At 51.9% G+C, this 14,156-nt stretch carries 11 protein-coding genes; 5 read left to right on the top strand and 6 right to left on the bottom strand.

Features of this window, described 5'->3' with window-relative positions; all coding sequences use genetic code 11:
* Positions 1-62: 62 nt before the first annotated feature.
* The 3 genes from ACTHS4_RS00420 to ribBA all read right to left on the bottom strand — a co-directional run bounded on the left by ACTHS4_RS00420 (position 63) and on the right by ribBA (position 6,223).
* A complete protein-coding gene (locus ACTHS4_RS00420) occupies positions 63-1,025 on the bottom strand; it encodes a Slam-dependent surface lipoprotein (protein WP_371509159.1) in 963 nt (320 codons plus the stop codon).
* Between the two features lie 159 nt (positions 1,026-1,184).
* A complete protein-coding gene (locus tag ACTHS4_RS00415; protein WP_371509160.1) occupies positions 1,185-4,628 on the bottom strand; it encodes a TonB-dependent receptor domain-containing protein in 3,444 nt (1,147 codons plus the stop codon).
* 254 nt (positions 4,629-4,882) lie between these two features.
* Entirely contained in the window at positions 4,883-6,223 is a 1,341-nt protein-coding gene (ribBA, locus tag ACTHS4_RS00410) for a bifunctional 3,4-dihydroxy-2-butanone-4-phosphate synthase/GTP cyclohydrolase II (RefSeq protein WP_371509162.1), read from the bottom strand.
* Positions 6,224-6,412: 189 nt separating this feature from the next.
* Here ribBA and ACTHS4_RS00405 point away from each other — a divergent pair, with 189 nt between their 5' ends.
* Together ACTHS4_RS00405 and ACTHS4_RS00400 are read left to right on the top strand one after the other, a co-directional pair.
* Positions 6,413-7,024 (top strand): DUF4230 domain-containing protein, encoded by a 612-nt coding sequence (locus ACTHS4_RS00405; protein WP_371509163.1) that lies wholly within the window; start codon positions 6,413-6,415, stop codon positions 7,022-7,024.
* A 1-nt stretch (position 7,025) separates the two neighbouring features.
* Positions 7,026-7,472: a GIY-YIG nuclease family protein gene (locus tag ACTHS4_RS00400; protein ID WP_440365336.1), complete on the top strand. Its 447-nt coding sequence runs from the start codon at positions 7,026-7,028 to the stop codon at positions 7,470-7,472.
* Positions 7,473-7,638: 166 nt separating this feature from the next.
* Here the strand turns inward: ACTHS4_RS00400 and ACTHS4_RS00395 are convergent, their stop codons facing one another.
* On the bottom strand, positions 7,639-8,886 hold the full coding sequence (locus ACTHS4_RS00395) for an N-acetylmuramoyl-L-alanine amidase (RefSeq protein WP_070826488.1): 1,248 nt from the start codon (positions 8,884-8,886) through the stop codon (positions 7,639-7,641).
* Positions 8,874-9,344: a tRNA (adenosine(37)-N6)-threonylcarbamoyltransferase complex ATPase subunit type 1 TsaE gene (tsaE, locus tag ACTHS4_RS00390; RefSeq protein WP_070826487.1), complete on the bottom strand. Its 471-nt coding sequence runs from the start codon at positions 9,342-9,344 to the stop codon at positions 8,874-8,876. Before tsaE ends, ACTHS4_RS00395 begins: the two co-directional genes overlap by 13 nt.
* Positions 9,345-9,515: 171 nt before the next feature.
* Here tsaE and pheA point away from each other — a divergent pair, with 171 nt between their 5' ends.
* The 3 genes from pheA to prfH all read left to right on the top strand — a co-directional run bounded on the left by pheA (position 9,516) and on the right by prfH (position 12,776).
* Positions 9,516-10,604 carry a prephenate dehydratase gene (gene pheA, locus ACTHS4_RS00385; protein WP_049323519.1) on the top strand — a complete coding sequence of 363 codons (1,089 nt, stop codon included), beginning with the start codon at positions 9,516-9,518 and terminating at the stop codon, positions 10,602-10,604.
* Between the two features lie 397 nt (positions 10,605-11,001).
* Positions 11,002-12,135, top strand: coding sequence for an RNA ligase RtcB family protein (locus tag ACTHS4_RS00380; protein ID WP_070826486.1), 1,134 nt, complete (start codon positions 11,002-11,004; stop codon positions 12,133-12,135).
* Positions 12,136-12,137: 2 nt separating this feature from the next.
* Positions 12,138-12,776 (top strand): peptide chain release factor H, encoded by a 639-nt coding sequence (gene prfH / locus ACTHS4_RS00375; RefSeq protein ID WP_070826485.1) that lies wholly within the window; start codon positions 12,138-12,140, stop codon positions 12,774-12,776.
* Between the two features lie 86 nt (positions 12,777-12,862).
* Here the strand turns inward: prfH and ACTHS4_RS00370 are convergent, their stop codons facing one another.
* Entirely contained in the window at positions 12,863-14,092 is a 1,230-nt protein-coding gene (locus tag ACTHS4_RS00370; protein WP_070826484.1) for an HlyD family type I secretion periplasmic adaptor subunit, read from the bottom strand.
* Between the last annotated feature and the right edge of the window lie 64 nt (positions 14,093-14,156).

The raw sequence follows: 14,156 nt of genomic DNA, 5'->3' as shown, positions 1-14,156 counted from the left end.
CAAAGCGGGATGCAGACTATGGTCAAGCTGCATCCCGTTGTATTCTTGACAATTTGGGCTTATTATTTGCGGCCGCCGAAGGCTACATCTTTATCTGCCCCCGCGCGATCCACGATACCGGCCAAGGCTTCCGCACCGTTGCCGTAGAAACGGCCGGTAATATGTTCGTTTGCCTTGCCGTTGTCAAATGTGCCGTTGCTCCGAATATTGGTACCGGCGAAGTTTACACTGTCGCCTGGACGGGAGATACTACCTGTCAGTGAACCTGACCCTGTTCCGTAGTTGGCGGTAAGTGTACCGGTATAGAAATCGTTGCGGCCGGGAGTGTGTTTGTTCACGCCCAATACATTGTATTTAGCATTAACGAGTTTCGGCATATTTCGGGTCGGATTGTCGCCCACATACCAAACGGTGCGTTTGCCATCCGCCATATTCAAATCGGTGCTGTTGTCAGACGGGTTGCCCTTGCGTGGTGCCCATTCGCCGAAGAACACGTTGCCGTCGCTGCCGTTCATACCCGGCACCTTGGCGATGACCAGGCCGCCGAATTTGGGTGCGGCGGGAATGGCCGGGTTGGCCATCTGGCGCACGCTGTACACTTCGGTGTTGTGGGCGCGGTTTTCATACCACACCTGTCCCAACGGCGGATTATAGAACCAGCCGATTACCGGTTTCACATCCTTTAAGGTCAGATAATGCGGATTGCGCGTGCCGTCCACATTAGCATAGGGGTTATTGCCGTTAATCGGAACTTTCTGTGTGCCCTGTTTATATTTGATACCGATATGTTTAACCGGGCCGTTTTCCAGATTGATGGAGTTTGACCAACTATGGCCGTTGTCGGTACTGAATGCCAAGCCTGCCTTGCCTTTACCAAAAGGCTGACTATCGGATTCACCGGGTTTGACTGTTGTTGGCTTCTTGTCTATGTTCGTTTGACTTGAACCACCTTCTGGAGCGGCGACGGCTACGCCAAAAACGCCGCACAGCGTCGCGGCCAACAGGGTTTGTTTGAAGATAGACATAATAAGTCTCCTTTTTAACATTAAGTGAATAACAACAAACATCCGCTTTATTGCCGCCGGCTGGCGGAAAAAACGGCAAAAAGCCTTCCCCTGCGGGGCGGTTTGGTTTGTGTATCCCTATGTCCGGCGCGTTTGCCGCGCCTGTCGTTATCCGTCCGGCTAAAATTTCGCCGTCAGCCCGAAGGTAACCGTCCTGCCCGGCCCGGGGGCGGGCACGTTACTCATCGGGTCGAGGTAGTAGCGGTTGGTCAGGTTGGTGATGCCGAGATTGACGTTGAGATTTTTGTGTACCTGATAGCGGCCGTACACGTCCCATGTCAGCGAGGGGTTCCAATGGTAGGGCTTGCCGGTGCTGTTGAAGATATGCCCCAAACCCCGCTTCAGCAGTTGGTCGTATTGCTTGGTGTTGACGCGGCTGTGGTAGATGCCGCGCAGGCCGAATTCGAGTTTCTCGCCCAAGGCGCGCATGCCCGCATCAAGGTTGACCGAATACTTCGGCTGAAGTGCCTGGTAGCCGCGTGTGCTGCCGTAGCCTCCTTCAATGCAGACCGGTATGCCTGTGTAGCCGTAGGGGTCGAAATCGAAGGCCGTGTCGCGGTCGCACATCTGCTGTTTCAGGCGGTAGGTCGCGCCCAGCGCAGCGAAGAAGCGGCCGCTGTCGATGCGGCCCTGCCATTCCAGTCCGGCGGTATCCTTGCTGTCGTATTGCACGGTGCGAAAATGGTCGGTGGTCTCGATCACGTTCCGGATGCGGTTGCGGTAGTAGGTCAGGCGCATATCGCCTTGGCGCAGCCGGGCAAAGTGCGGTGCGAAGTTAAAGTTGTAGCCGATTTCCAGGCTGCGGCTGCGTTCCGGCTTAAAGCGGAAATTCGGTGCTTTGGGCGATCCGACATAGGCCAGGTCGTTGTAAAAGCTGCCGACTTCGTACACGCTGGGGAAGCGGGTCATCTGCGCGTAGCGTACGAACAGGCGGTTGTTGTCGGTCAGGTCGTAGCTGACGGCGACGGTCGGTGCCCAAGCATGGGCGCGTATCGGTTTGGGCTGCGCCCAGTATTGCTCTTCAGTGTAGTGTTTATTGATAATCTTATGTCCTGATCCGGTATCACCGCCGGTTTCCGGATAACCGACACCCATATTGGATAGTTTTCCTGCTTTGTAATGATCAAGACAGGTTGTTACGCTATTTCTTATACAGTTCTCAGAATTCCCCAACCCTGCCCAATATCGGTAATGTGACTGATTCAATCCCTGTGGATTGGCAACCTTTTCCTGATAATTTTTCACAAAATCATGGAAATGTTCGGGCAGCGAACCGCTGTCCAGCTTGCCGTTCACAAACGGCACATATACGGGGCGCACCCGGTACAACGGATGATTTTGAGAATTATTACCATAATAACCTGTACCGTCACCATAAGCAAGCCCGTCACTGCCGATATATTGATACTGGTCGTATACCTTATATTCCGAACTATTATACTCTTTCGGCAGTTTATAGCGTGCGCCGTGCGCCTGCATAGCCCGGTCGGCAGCGGCGATGGCGGCATCATCGCCTGACTGGTGGGCACGTCGGCTCTGTTCGGATACCGCGTCCCAATCGCGCCGCTCCCGATCGCCAACCAGCTCGAAATATGGGATGTACACACCGTCCGAATAAGTGCCGCTGTCGCCACCTCCGGCCTGATAGCGTGGGTCGCGGCGGGCGCGGCCTTCGGCCAGGGCGGTATCGAAGCCCCTGAAGTTGTGGTAGCGGATGCCGGCGGAGATTTTCAAACGGTCGGTGGCCTGCCAGTCGAATACCAAGTTTGTTCCCCATTCGCGCCGTTTGCCACCGCGTGGGCCGGCGATTTTCGTCATGCCGGTGGCCATGCCGGCAAGATTGAACAAATCCTGAGAGTTAACCACATCCACTTCTTCCTCAAGCTTCTCGTTCTGATAGTCGGCGGACAGGGTCATGTTCAGGCGCGGGTGTAGGCGGAAGCGGTTGTTGAGGTCGAAGCCCGTACGGCTGACGCGGGTTTTCTGTTCTGCTCCGGAAAGCACACGGTATTGTCCGTTTTCGTTGGGCAGGATTTTCATCACTTCTTCTTTGCTCAAACCGTTGATGCCGTAATCGTTCAGCAGGCTGCCGCAGCTGCTGTAGTTGTCAGCATAATCTGGCGGAAGTTGTCCGCGTTTGGTACACCAGTACCAGGCATCGTAATAGGGGTCGGGGCGGGCGGCAGACAAATCCATGCCGCCGCTTTGGTGGCGGGTGGTATTGGTTTTGATGCGCCACAAGTTGGCCTGCAGGTCTATCCAGCGGCTGTTTTCGGGCTTCCAGTCCCAGCCGAGTTTGTAGGTGTCGGTGCGGATATTGGAATCGATACTTTGCATCTGCGGCGACAATGATCTGGGGCGGCTGCTGGGGTTGTGCTCTTCCATATTCATCACATAGGTGGCGTGGAAGGGGTTGATTTCACCGAAGCGCACATCGGTGCGCATATACTGCCAGCCGAGTTTATGGTTGCCAGGCAGATGCCAGTTGTTTTTCAGCAGCAGGGTTTTGGTTCTGATGTTGCTGTTGAACACTTCCACGCCGGGATGGTAGACCTTGGCCATATTGGGTACGAAGGTGGCGGAGTTTTTGCAGTCAAATTCGCTGCCGCCTTCATCGCCGCATTTTTGCAGGTCGTATACCGGATTGTGCAGGTAGCCTTCCGCACCCTTGCGTCCGGCAAAGTAGTTGCCCTTGTCGCGGTAGCTGTAGGCGGCCAGGCCGTCTGAAAGTTCGGTTTTGAAGGCGGCGGCGGCCATATAGCTGCGGTCATTGCCGAAACGCCAATTGTCGCGGCCGCTTTTATGTTTGGGCGGGGTCAGGCCGTCGGCCACCAAGGCCTGCGGGCTTTGTTTGCCGGTATGCGGGTCGACGCCGCCGCCCGCGCCGTCGGCCGTCGCGCCGAAGGGCAGGGTTCGGTAGTCTTCCCAGCCCAGCCATTGGTTGAGGTTGTTGGCCTGTTTGTTGCTGTTGTTGGAGAACTCCGTTTTCAGTTGGAAGCCGAATTTTTTTCCTTCGGGGATGATGTCGGCGGGTTCTATGGTGCGGATGGTTACCGCGCCGCCCACGCCCGATTTCACGCCGCGCGTGAGGGCGGGACTTTTTTCCACCGCGATGCTGCGGAACAGGGCGGGATCAAGATAGTTGCGGTCGCCCACGCCGTAGTTGTTCATCCATACGTCGATGGTTTGTTCGGTGCCGTCTATGGTAACCGGGATACGGCCTTTGCCGGTGATGCCGCGTATATTGGGCGTAATCGCGCCGCCGGCGGTGCGGGTATTCATGTTGTATACGCCGTTTAGGCCTTTGAGTACGTCGCCGGCGGATTGGACGCGGTAGCGTTCGAGGTATTCTTTGCCAACATAGGCGTTGGAGACGTTTTTGTAATACACATCGTCCGCGCCTTTTTGGTCGTTGGTACGTTTGCCACTGACAACAACGGTATCCAATTCTTGGTATTGTTCGGGTTGAGCTGAGGTTTCGATGACATTAGCAACGGTTAATGTGCTGAATGCGCTGGCAAGGCTGAGAATGATTATTTTGGGTTTGGGAGTAAAAGCAGACATAGTTTCTCTTTGTTAAGAATTTAATATAAGAGGTTAAAATACTCTTTTATATAAAAAATATAAAATTTTTAAATATTATTAATATTTATCTAATAATTGATTATGCTTATCATTATTGAAATAATCTAATAAATAGTCTTTTCTATTGTGATTTTATTTGGATCATATTCAGATAAATAGAGATATGAAAAAGCCGTCTGAAAACTTTCAGACGGCCTTTTGTTTCATTTGCTTTGAGAGTTAATCAAGCAAGATTATTTTTCAGCTTCTTCAAAGCCAACGACTTCGAGGCCGAAGCCGGTGAGGCCGGTGAAGGATGACGGTTGACCGAGGACGCGCAGTTTTTTGACGTTGAGGCCGGCGAGGATTTGTGCGCCTATGCCGTAGCTTTTGCTGTCCCATTTGTAGGCTTGGTTTGCACCTTTGGGCAGGGTGCGGTCGAGCAGGGTGGCGCCGTCTTCGGTGCGGTGCAGGAGGATGACTACGCCGCTTTCGGCTTGTTGAATGCGCTCAAGAGCTTTGGGCAGCGACCATGAGTGGCGCGGGTTGGTTTGGATGAAGTCCATGACGCTAAAGGGTTCGTGGACGCGGACGAGGGTTTCTTCGTCGGAGGTTGGTGTGCCTTTGACGAGGGCAAGGTGGGTTTCGCCGGAGAGTTTGTCGACGTAAACGTGTTGTTGGAACTCGCCCCACGGGGTTTGTACGGGTGCGTTGCCCATGTCTTCGAGCAGGCTTTCGGTACGGCTGCGGTATTCGATGAGGTCGGTAATGGTGCCGATTTTGAGATTGTGTTCTTCGGCGAATTTCATCAGTTCGGGCATACGTGCCATGGTGCCGTCGTCGTTGATGATTTCGCAGATGACGGCGGCGGGAATCAGGCCGTTCATTTGTGCCAGATCGACACCGGCTTCGGTATGTCCGGCGCGGACAAGTACGCCGCCTTTTTGGGCACGCAGTGGGAAGATGTGGCCGGGTTGGACGATGTCTTCGGGTTTGGCGGATGGGGAAACGGCGGTTTGAATGGTCAGGGCGCGGTCGGCGGCGGAAATGCCGGTGGTAATGCCGTGGGCGGCTTCGATGGAGACGGTAAAGTTGGTGCCGTATTGTGCGCCATTTTTTTGGGTCATCATGGGCAGGCCGAGTTTTTCGACCATTTCGCCGTCCATCGGCAGGCAGACCAGGCCGCGTGCGTTTTTGATCATAAAGTTGATGGCTTCGGGGGTAACGAATTGGGCGGCCATCAGCAAGTCGCCTTCGTTTTCGCGGTCTTCGGCATCGGTGATGATGACCATTTTGCCGGCTTTGATGTCTGCTAGGATTTCGGGGATGGTGGAGATGTGGGACATGGTATTTCTTTCTTGGCTGATGGTGGGGGCGTGGCGGTCTTGGTGGTCTTGATCCAGCCACATGTCAGGCATATTGGCTGCCTGCTCGATTTTTCGGGCTTTTTTCTCGCCGAAAGATTTGTTTTTCAGCAGGGCGGACAGCTCGCCTTGGTTGATGGAGATGGCTTGGGCAAACTTGGTCTGCTGGCCATTGTGGTGTTGTGTTATCCATTGCCGTAGGTTGTGGCGGCGCAGGTCGGTGGTATTCATGATGAGATGAAATTGAATTGTGTGTAATGGATTGTAGTCTTGTCTTTACTAAAAGGCAAACTTTGTTTGTTGGGATTTTTTATTACTTTTTGGTAATATTTTTTAATGTTTCAGACGGCCTGAGTATGGCTTGAAATTGACGGTTTTGGGAGAATATGAGGAATGTTTTGATGATTATTTTAACGGGGGATGTTTGAAATGAAAATGCTTGGGCGCGGATTGGTCGTGCTGGTGTTGTGTGCGCTGACGGCTGCGGGCAGCTGGTTTTATGCCCTTCATGGTCAGAACGAAGAACATCAGATTTTATCTCGCGAAGGGGTTTTGATGCAGATTAAGCAGATGAACCGCTTGGAAAGTACGGCATTTTATATCGATACGATTATCCGTACGGAGAAAAAAGGGGATTGGCGCAGGCTGTGGCAGGATTCGCAAAGCGGTATTTTTATTGTGCGCGGCAAGGTGTTGGCCGGTTTGGATTTGGACAAGTTGAACTCGGACAATGTCAATATTGTGGACGACAAGGTATTGATCAGTCTGCCGGCGGTGGAAATCTTGAGCGTGGATTTGGAAAATATCGAAGTGTACGATATTCAGACCGGCTCGTTTAATTTGCTGCCTATGGATAAGTCGGTATTTAAGACGGTACAGGAAGAGGCGAAACGACAGGTATTGCAAAGCGCATGTAAGGCTGAAATTTTGGAACATGCCAACCGTCAGGCGCAAATGCAGTTGGAAAACCTGTTTGCATTGACGCAGACGAAGGTATCTGTCTATCCGGCTGCGGTAGGGAAGTGCGGTTAATATGCGTTATCTTGACCGATTAATTGAACATTGTATACAAGCAAAAAAGCTTGTACCTGACCGTACCTTTGAATTTACAACGTTGGAACAATTGCCCAGTCATGGATGCTTTATTTATGTTATCCAACAGATTGAAGGCGACATTAATACAACTTTTCAGCAATTTCAAAATTTTCGCTTACTTAAAACACATGCCTGCGCAAAATTAAATCGCCCAAGTCAGGTTCTATACGTAGGGTCTTCACGCCACAGTATTCGGAATAGATTGGCACACGGGCATAAAAGTACCTATGCATTGCATTTAAATCAATGGTATCAAGGCCAATATAAAATAACGATTCATCAATATGCCGATACACTTCCCGCTGATGTGCTGCAATTGATTGAAGACGATCTTGCTGATCAATTACAGCCGGCATTTGGTAAATCAGGCACCAACAATAAATAGCACGCATATGAGTGTAGAACATGTAATAGCAAAGATTGACAGGGTTTGGCTCAATTGTTATTTTGCCGCCATTCTCCCATTTTGCTGTATTGTTCATGCCAATAGATTGCTTGAAAAGATAAGGCCGTCTGAAAAATTTTCAGACGGCCTTTGTTTCATTAAGCCATTATCCGCGGCGTAAAACGGCGGTATTGATGTATTTTTGAATACCGGTGGCAATGGCTTGGGCGCATTGTTGGCGGAAGGATTCGCTTCCGAGCAGCCGCTCTTCGGTAGGGTTGGAGAGGAAGGCGGTTTCCACCAAAATGGATGGAACATCCGGCGCACGGAGGACGGCGAAGTTGGCTTCGTCAACGCGGCCTTTGTGTAATTGGTTGAGTTTGCCCAATTCGGTCAAGACGGAATGGCCGAGCTTGCGGCTGTCGCGCAGGGTTGCGGTTTGGGTCATGTCCAAAATGGCGTTGTCGACATTGGGGTTGCCGCTGGTTTGTACGCCGCCGATGGCGTCGGCGTTGTTTTGGGTTTGGGCAAGGAATTTTGCCGCCGAGCTGGTTGAGCCTTTGGTATTGAGCATATATACGCCGGTACCGCGAGCGGACGGGCTGGTAAAGGCATCGGCGTGGATGGATACGAATACGTCGGCATTGCGCGCACGGCCTTTGGCAACGCGTACGCCCAATGGGATAAAGATGTCTTCGTTGCGCGTCATGAATACGTTGTAACCCAAGGCTTCGAGGCGTTTTTTGGTTTCTCGGGCAATGGAGAGTACAACGTTTTTTTCTTTGAGGCCGCTCGGGCCGATTGCGCCGGGGTCTTCGCCGCCATGCCCGGGATCGATCATAATCACAGGACGGCGGTTGCCGCTGCTGCCGCGATTGTTTTTAGGGGCAGGGGTATCGTATGCGATATTGGTATTCGGACGTTGTTTGGGGACATTGCCGTTGAGCAAGGCCATCATCGGGTCGTTGGCATCTGCGCCGTGCGGATAAAGGTCGATAACCAAGCGGTTTCTGAAGTTGCCGACGGGGGTGAGCGCAAAGACTTGCGGATGGGTGCTTTGTTTGAGGTCGATGACGATACGCACGGTATTGGGCGTATTTTGACCGGCACGAATGCTGCGGATAAAAGGGTCGTTAGACAGCACTTTGCTGGAAATGCCTTGCAGGACGCTGTTGATTTCCGCGCCTTGAATATCCACGACCAACCGGCTGGGGTTGTCCAACATAAAATGTTGGTATTTCATCGAGTGGTTGCTCTCAAGGGTAACGCGTGTGTAGGCGTTCGCCGGCCAAATGCGGACGGCAAGGAATTGTGCAGGAGAGGCCGGTTTGGCCAATGCGGCACCAACGGGCGTGAGGGTGAGAAATAGTCCTGTGCCTTGACGGAGAATGTGTCTTCTAGTTAATTTGACCATGATTCTAAACTTTTTCGGCCTTGGTTTGTGTGGGCGGAAAAGGTGCAGGTTCTGCCCTTATCGGTGTACGTCAATGTAATGGTAATGTCTGCCGGAGGCGTGAATTCCCCACCTTGCTGCGGCCATTCGATGAGGCAGACGCTGTCGGGTGCAAACAATTCGTCCAAACCGGCATCTTCCCATTCCTCGGGCATGGTAAAGCGGTAGAGGTCGAAATGGTGGAGGGTGAATGTATCCAGCGGATAAGATTCGACAATGGTGTAAGTCGGGCTTTTAACTGCGCCCGTATGCCCCAGTCCGCGCAAAATCCCGCGTGTCAGCGTGGTTTTGCCTGCACCCAGTCCGCCTTCGAGATAGATGGTCAGCGGAGCGGAAAGCTGCTTGCTCCATTCTTCACCCAGTTGCAGGGCTGCTTCTTCATCGGGCAGAAAACGGGTGTACAGTCCGTTTGAGTGCATGGAATAGGCCTTGTCGTTCAAAAGGCTTAATTATGATGGATTTAGCGGCGTTTGCAAACCTGATAGACGATAAAGTTAGATAAAGATAGTGTTGAGGCCGTCTGAAAACGGAATTCAGACGGCCTTTAATGTTAAAATGAAAATATCCCTCACAAAATTGCGAGACAGCTTATGCCTTTATCCATAGACGAACAATTATTGCCGCACCGCAATGCCATCGACAGCATTGATGCGGAAATCCTCCGTTTGCTCAACGAGCGCGCCGGTCATGCGCATGCTATCGGCGAATTGAAAGGGACAGGCGCGGTGTACCGTCCTGAACGGGAAGTGGCCGTTTTGCGCCGGATTCAGGATTTGAACCGCGGCCCTTTGCCGGATGAATCGGTCACCCGGCTGTTTCGCGAGATTATGAGCGAATGTTTGGCGGTGGAGCGTCCGCTGACGATTGCCTATTTGGGCCCGAAGGGAACATTTACCCAGCAAGCTGCCATCAAACATTTCGGCCACGCCGCACACACCATGGCGTGTACCACCATCGACAACTGCTTCAAACAAGTTGAAACGCGTCAAGCCGATTATTTGGTGGCGCCGGTAGAAAATTCGACCGAAGGCTCAGTGGGGCGCACTTTGGACTTGTTGGCAGTAACTGCGTTGAAAGCCTGCGGCGAAGTGGTTGTCCGCATCCATCACAACCTGTTGCGTAAAGACAGCCACGAAATCGGCGGCATTACCAAGGTTTTCGCCCATGCCCAAGCCTTGGCGCAATGCAACGACTGGCTTGGCCGCAATCTGCCCAATGCCGAGCGTATCGCCGTGGCCAGCAATGCCGAAGCAGCGCGTCTGGTTGCTGAATCTGACAGCCCGAATGTGGCCGCCATTGCCGGACGTATTGCCGCGGAAATTTATCAGTTGAGCTTTGCCGCCGAGTGCATTGAAGACGAACCGAACAACACCACGCGCTTCTTGGTGATGGGTCATCAAGAAACCGGCCGCAGCGGCAACGATAAAACCTCTTTGGTCGTATCCGCGCCCAACCGTGCCGGTGCCGTTACTTCGTTGTTGCAACCTTTCACCGAGTTGGGCATTTCCATGACCAAATTTGAAAGCCGCCCAAGCAAATCGGTTTTGTGGGAATACCTGTTCTTCATCGATATCGAAGGACATCAAAGCGATGAAAATGTCCAAAAAGCCTTGCAGTTACTGGGCGAACGCGCTTCCTTCGTGAAAGTTGTCGGCTCTTATCCGACCGTTGTTTTGTAAGGATTATTGGGTATCAAAGGCCGTCTGAAAAGTTTTCAGACGGCCTAAATCATGTTCGCAATAGTTGCCATTTATGCAACATTATTGGCAGATTGATGTCAGTAAGTTTGCATGATTGGAAATGAACACTCTATAATCCGAACGTTTTTAATATTTTCATGCAAAGAAAGGAGCAAGCCATGACACGTAATACTTCAATCCGCTCAATCACATTCTTTGCAGCCCAAGCGTCGGTCTGATTTTCGGATAACGCTTTTCGCATTCCATGTCGCCCGCTTCGGGCTGCTTTCCCTACGATTATCGGCTAGAAACCAGGCCGTCTGAACATTTCGCAGACGGTGGATGCTTATTGTCATCTGTTGACGGTTTCTATCCGTTTTAAAGAAAGCATAAACACATGGGCAATTATCCCCATCATATTCAAATTATTGCCGATTCAAATACATGGATTGAAGGCAACGCTGTCGCACAGCTCGAAACCACCGCCCGATTACCGCATATGTTACGCGTTGCCGGAATGCCGGATTTACACGCAGGGCGCGGTTATCCGGTTGGTGCGGCATTTTTCAGCGACTGTCATTTTTATCCTGCCCTGATTGGGAACGACATCGGTTGCGGCATGGCGTTTTGGCAGACCGATTTACGCGCAGCCAAACTCAAACCGGCCAAACTCGCCAAACAGCTGGGCAATATCGATACGCCGTTGGACAAAGACGAACAGGTTGATTTGTTAGGCGACGCTGTCGATATGCGCCAATTTTCAGACGGCCTTGCCGTAGGTACGATTGGCGGCGGCAACCATTTTGCCGAGTTGCAAACCGTTGATACCGTTTATCGCGCCGATTTGCTTCCGCCCGATTTTGATGAAAACCATCTGCAACTGTTGGTGCATAGCGGTTCGCGCGGATTGGGTCAGCAGATTTTGCAACGCCATATTGCCGCCTTCGGGCATCAAGGTTTGGCGGAAGAGGGCGAAGCGGCGGCAGCTTATCTAGCCGAACACCAAGCAGCCCTGGAATTTGCCAGCCTTAACCGTCGTTTGATTGCGGCCAGAATGCTTGACCGTTGGCGCGCAGAAGGAACATGCCTGCTTGATGTCCATCATAATTTTTTGGAACAAACCGAGATTGACGGCACAATCGGTTGGCTGCACCGAAAAGGCGCAACACCCACCGATAAAGGCTTGGTCATGATACCCGGCTCGCGCGGCGATTACAGCTATCTGGTCCGACCTGCCGAAGACTGCCAAATTTCGTTGAATACCTTGGCTCACGGCGCAGGCCGGAAATGGCAGCGCGGCGAATGCAAAGGCAGGCTGTCGCACAAATATACTGCTGACAGCCTGCGCCAGACCGAATTCGGTAGTGTGGTCGTTTGTCAGGATAAAACTTTGATTTTTGAAGAAGCGCCGCAGGCTTATAAAAGCATCGACAGCGTTATTGCCGCCATGAAAAACGCTGGTTTGATTGAATTGGTCGCGCGGTTCAAGCCTGTTTTGACTTATAAAACCGGCGGCGAGTGTGGAGCGTAAAGATGAAACAGAATACACCAGCGGTTTATCTGCAAATTTCCACCGCGCAAGGACCGGCAGAGTGCCGTATATTTGCCCGTTTCGTCTTGGGCAAATTGCTTGCCGAAGCCCAAGCTAAAGGCATTGATGCCGAACTTGTTAACAAAACCGCCGATAAGTACGGTATTTTGTCGGCAACACTCAAATTGGCAGGGCAAAAAGCCGAAAGTTTAGCGCAAACTTGGCAGGGGACGCTCCAATGGATATGCCCCAGCCCAGTCCGCCCGAAACATCCGCGCAAAAATTGGTATATAGGCGTTTTCCGCTTGCCCGATATGCCGCAGACGTATGAAATGCCGTCTGAAAACGGAATCGAGTTTCAAACCTGTCGTTCGGGTGGCAAGGGTGGGCAACACGTCAATAAAACCGAGAGCGCCGTCCGCGCCACCCATAAAGAAAGCGGTATTTCCGTGCGGGTCGAGAGCGAACGCAGCCAGCATGCCAATAAAAAATTGGCGGTCATGTTATTGGCGCAAAAGTTGGCGGAGCATCATGCCGGACAGGCAGGAAATTTTGCGCAGGAACAGCACGCGCAACTCTATCAAGTTGAGCGCGGCAATCCGAAAAGGACGTTTATCGGAGCTACGTTTAAGGAGAAATAATTTATCTGCCGGATAAGCAGGCATAGTGAAAACATAAATCAAAGGCCGTCTGAAAACTTTCAGACGGCCTTTTATCGTTTTACCGATTAGCGTTCGCTTAGCGCTTGTTTCATACGCGTAATTGGTTTGATCAGGTATTGGAAGATGGTTTTTTCACCGGTTTTGATGTCCACCGTTGCAACCATACCCGGAATAATCGGCATAGGTTTGCCGTTTTTGTCTTTCAGGGAGTTGTTTTCAGTTTGGACGAGAACGCGGTAATAAACTTGGTTCGGGTCAAGTTTTAAGTCGTTGGCACGGTTTTGCATGGAATTGCTGACGGTATCGGCACCGACGAGGGTAACCTTGCCTTCCAAACCGCCGTAGATGGAGTAGTCGTATGCGCTGACTTTAACCAATGCAGGTTGGCCTGCGCGGATAAAGGCGATGTCTTGCGGACGGATATAGGCTTCGACCAGCAGTTTGTCGTCAACCGGGACGATTTGCATGATGTCTTCGCCTGGGTTCACAACGCCGCCGATGGTCGTGACTTTTATGCCTTTGACGATGCCGCGCATAGGTGCGCGGATTTGCGAGCGTTCAACCGGGTCGGCACGCATGGCAACGTTTTCTTTGGATTGTGCCAGCTCGGATTCGGCTTGCAAGAGTTCGTTGTTGGCATCGGCTTTGTAGCGGTTGCGGCGTTCGGAGATTTGGGTGGCCAAGTCTGCGGAATCGCGGCGCATTCTTAAAAGTTCGACTTCGGAAACATAACCTTCGGAAACAAGAGGAGCAGTAATGGCAATCTCTCGATCAAGTGCGGCCTTGCTTTGGGATAGGCCGTTGATGGCATCCACCATGACTTGGCGGCGTGCTTTGTAGGCGGCAATTTCGCGACGGCGAAGCTCAGGGCTCACGCTGTCTGGGAAGGAGAGCTTGGTGCCGTAGGCTTCAGCTTTAAGGCGGGCAATAGTGGCTTCGAGGTTTGCGACTTTGGCTTCGCTTTCGCGCAAAACGGCGGAGCTACGCGTGTCGTCGAGTTTCATCAGAATCTGATCTTTCTCGACCATATCGCCTTCTTTAACCATGATTTCGGTTACGATGCCGGGATCCAGGCTTTGGATTACTTGCTCACGGCTGCTGGGAATGATATTGCCGTTGCCACGGGTAACTTCTTCGACAGGGCTGTTGTAAGCCCAAATAACGAAGACAATCATCAGAATAAAAAACAGGATGATGACAATAAACTGGCCACTGTGTTTTTCTTTTTGAAGGGCGGCGTTGAGGTCGTTGATAAGGTCGAGATCTTTGGATTTGACGTTGTTTTCGCGGCTCATAATCGTGTGTCTTTATTGTGTTTGGTGGATTTTAACCATTAGGGCAGGCTGTCTGAAAGGGCAA

This window comes from Neisseria sp. P0014.S009 (assembly GCF_051958155.1).
Taxonomy (GTDB): Bacteria; Pseudomonadota; Gammaproteobacteria; order Burkholderiales; family Neisseriaceae; genus Neisseria; species Neisseria flavescens_C.
This window is presented reverse-complemented; position numbering and strand designations above follow the sequence as displayed.

What these genes read in the sequence shown, in the direction of transcription:
- ACTHS4_RS00415 (WP_371509160.1), bottom strand. Translation starts at nt 4,628, where the DNA reads ATGTCTGCTTTTACTCCCAAACCCAAAATAATCATTCTCAGCCTTGCC.
- ACTHS4_RS00395 (WP_070826488.1), bottom strand. Translation starts at nt 8,886, where the DNA reads ATGGTCAAATTAACTAGAAGACACATTCTCCGTCAAGGCACAGGACTA.
- pheA (WP_049323519.1), top strand. Translation starts at nt 9,516, where the DNA reads ATGCCTTTATCCATAGACGAACAATTATTGCCGCACCGCAATGCCATC.
- prfH (WP_070826485.1), top strand. Translation starts at nt 12,138, where the DNA reads ATGAAACAGAATACACCAGCGGTTTATCTGCAAATTTCCACCGCGCAA.
- ACTHS4_RS00380 (WP_070826486.1), top strand. Translation starts at nt 11,002, where the DNA reads ATGGGCAATTATCCCCATCATATTCAAATTATTGCCGATTCAAATACA.
- ACTHS4_RS00405 (WP_371509163.1), top strand. Translation starts at nt 6,413, where the DNA reads ATGTTTGAAATGAAAATGCTTGGGCGCGGATTGGTCGTGCTGGTGTTG.
- ribBA (WP_371509162.1), bottom strand. Translation starts at nt 6,223, where the DNA reads ATGAATACCACCGACCTGCGCCGCCACAACCTACGGCAATGGATAACA.
- ACTHS4_RS00420 (WP_371509159.1), bottom strand. Translation starts at nt 1,025, where the DNA reads ATGTCTATCTTCAAACAAACCCTGTTGGCCGCGACGCTGTGCGGCGTT.
- ACTHS4_RS00400 (WP_440365336.1), top strand. Translation starts at nt 7,026, where the DNA reads ATGCGTTATCTTGACCGATTAATTGAACATTGTATACAAGCAAAAAAG.
- tsaE (WP_070826487.1), bottom strand. Translation starts at nt 9,344, where the DNA reads ATGCACTCAAACGGACTGTACACCCGTTTTCTGCCCGATGAAGAAGCA.
- ACTHS4_RS00370 (WP_070826484.1), bottom strand. Translation starts at nt 14,092, where the DNA reads ATGAGCCGCGAAAACAACGTCAAATCCAAAGATCTCGACCTTATCAAC.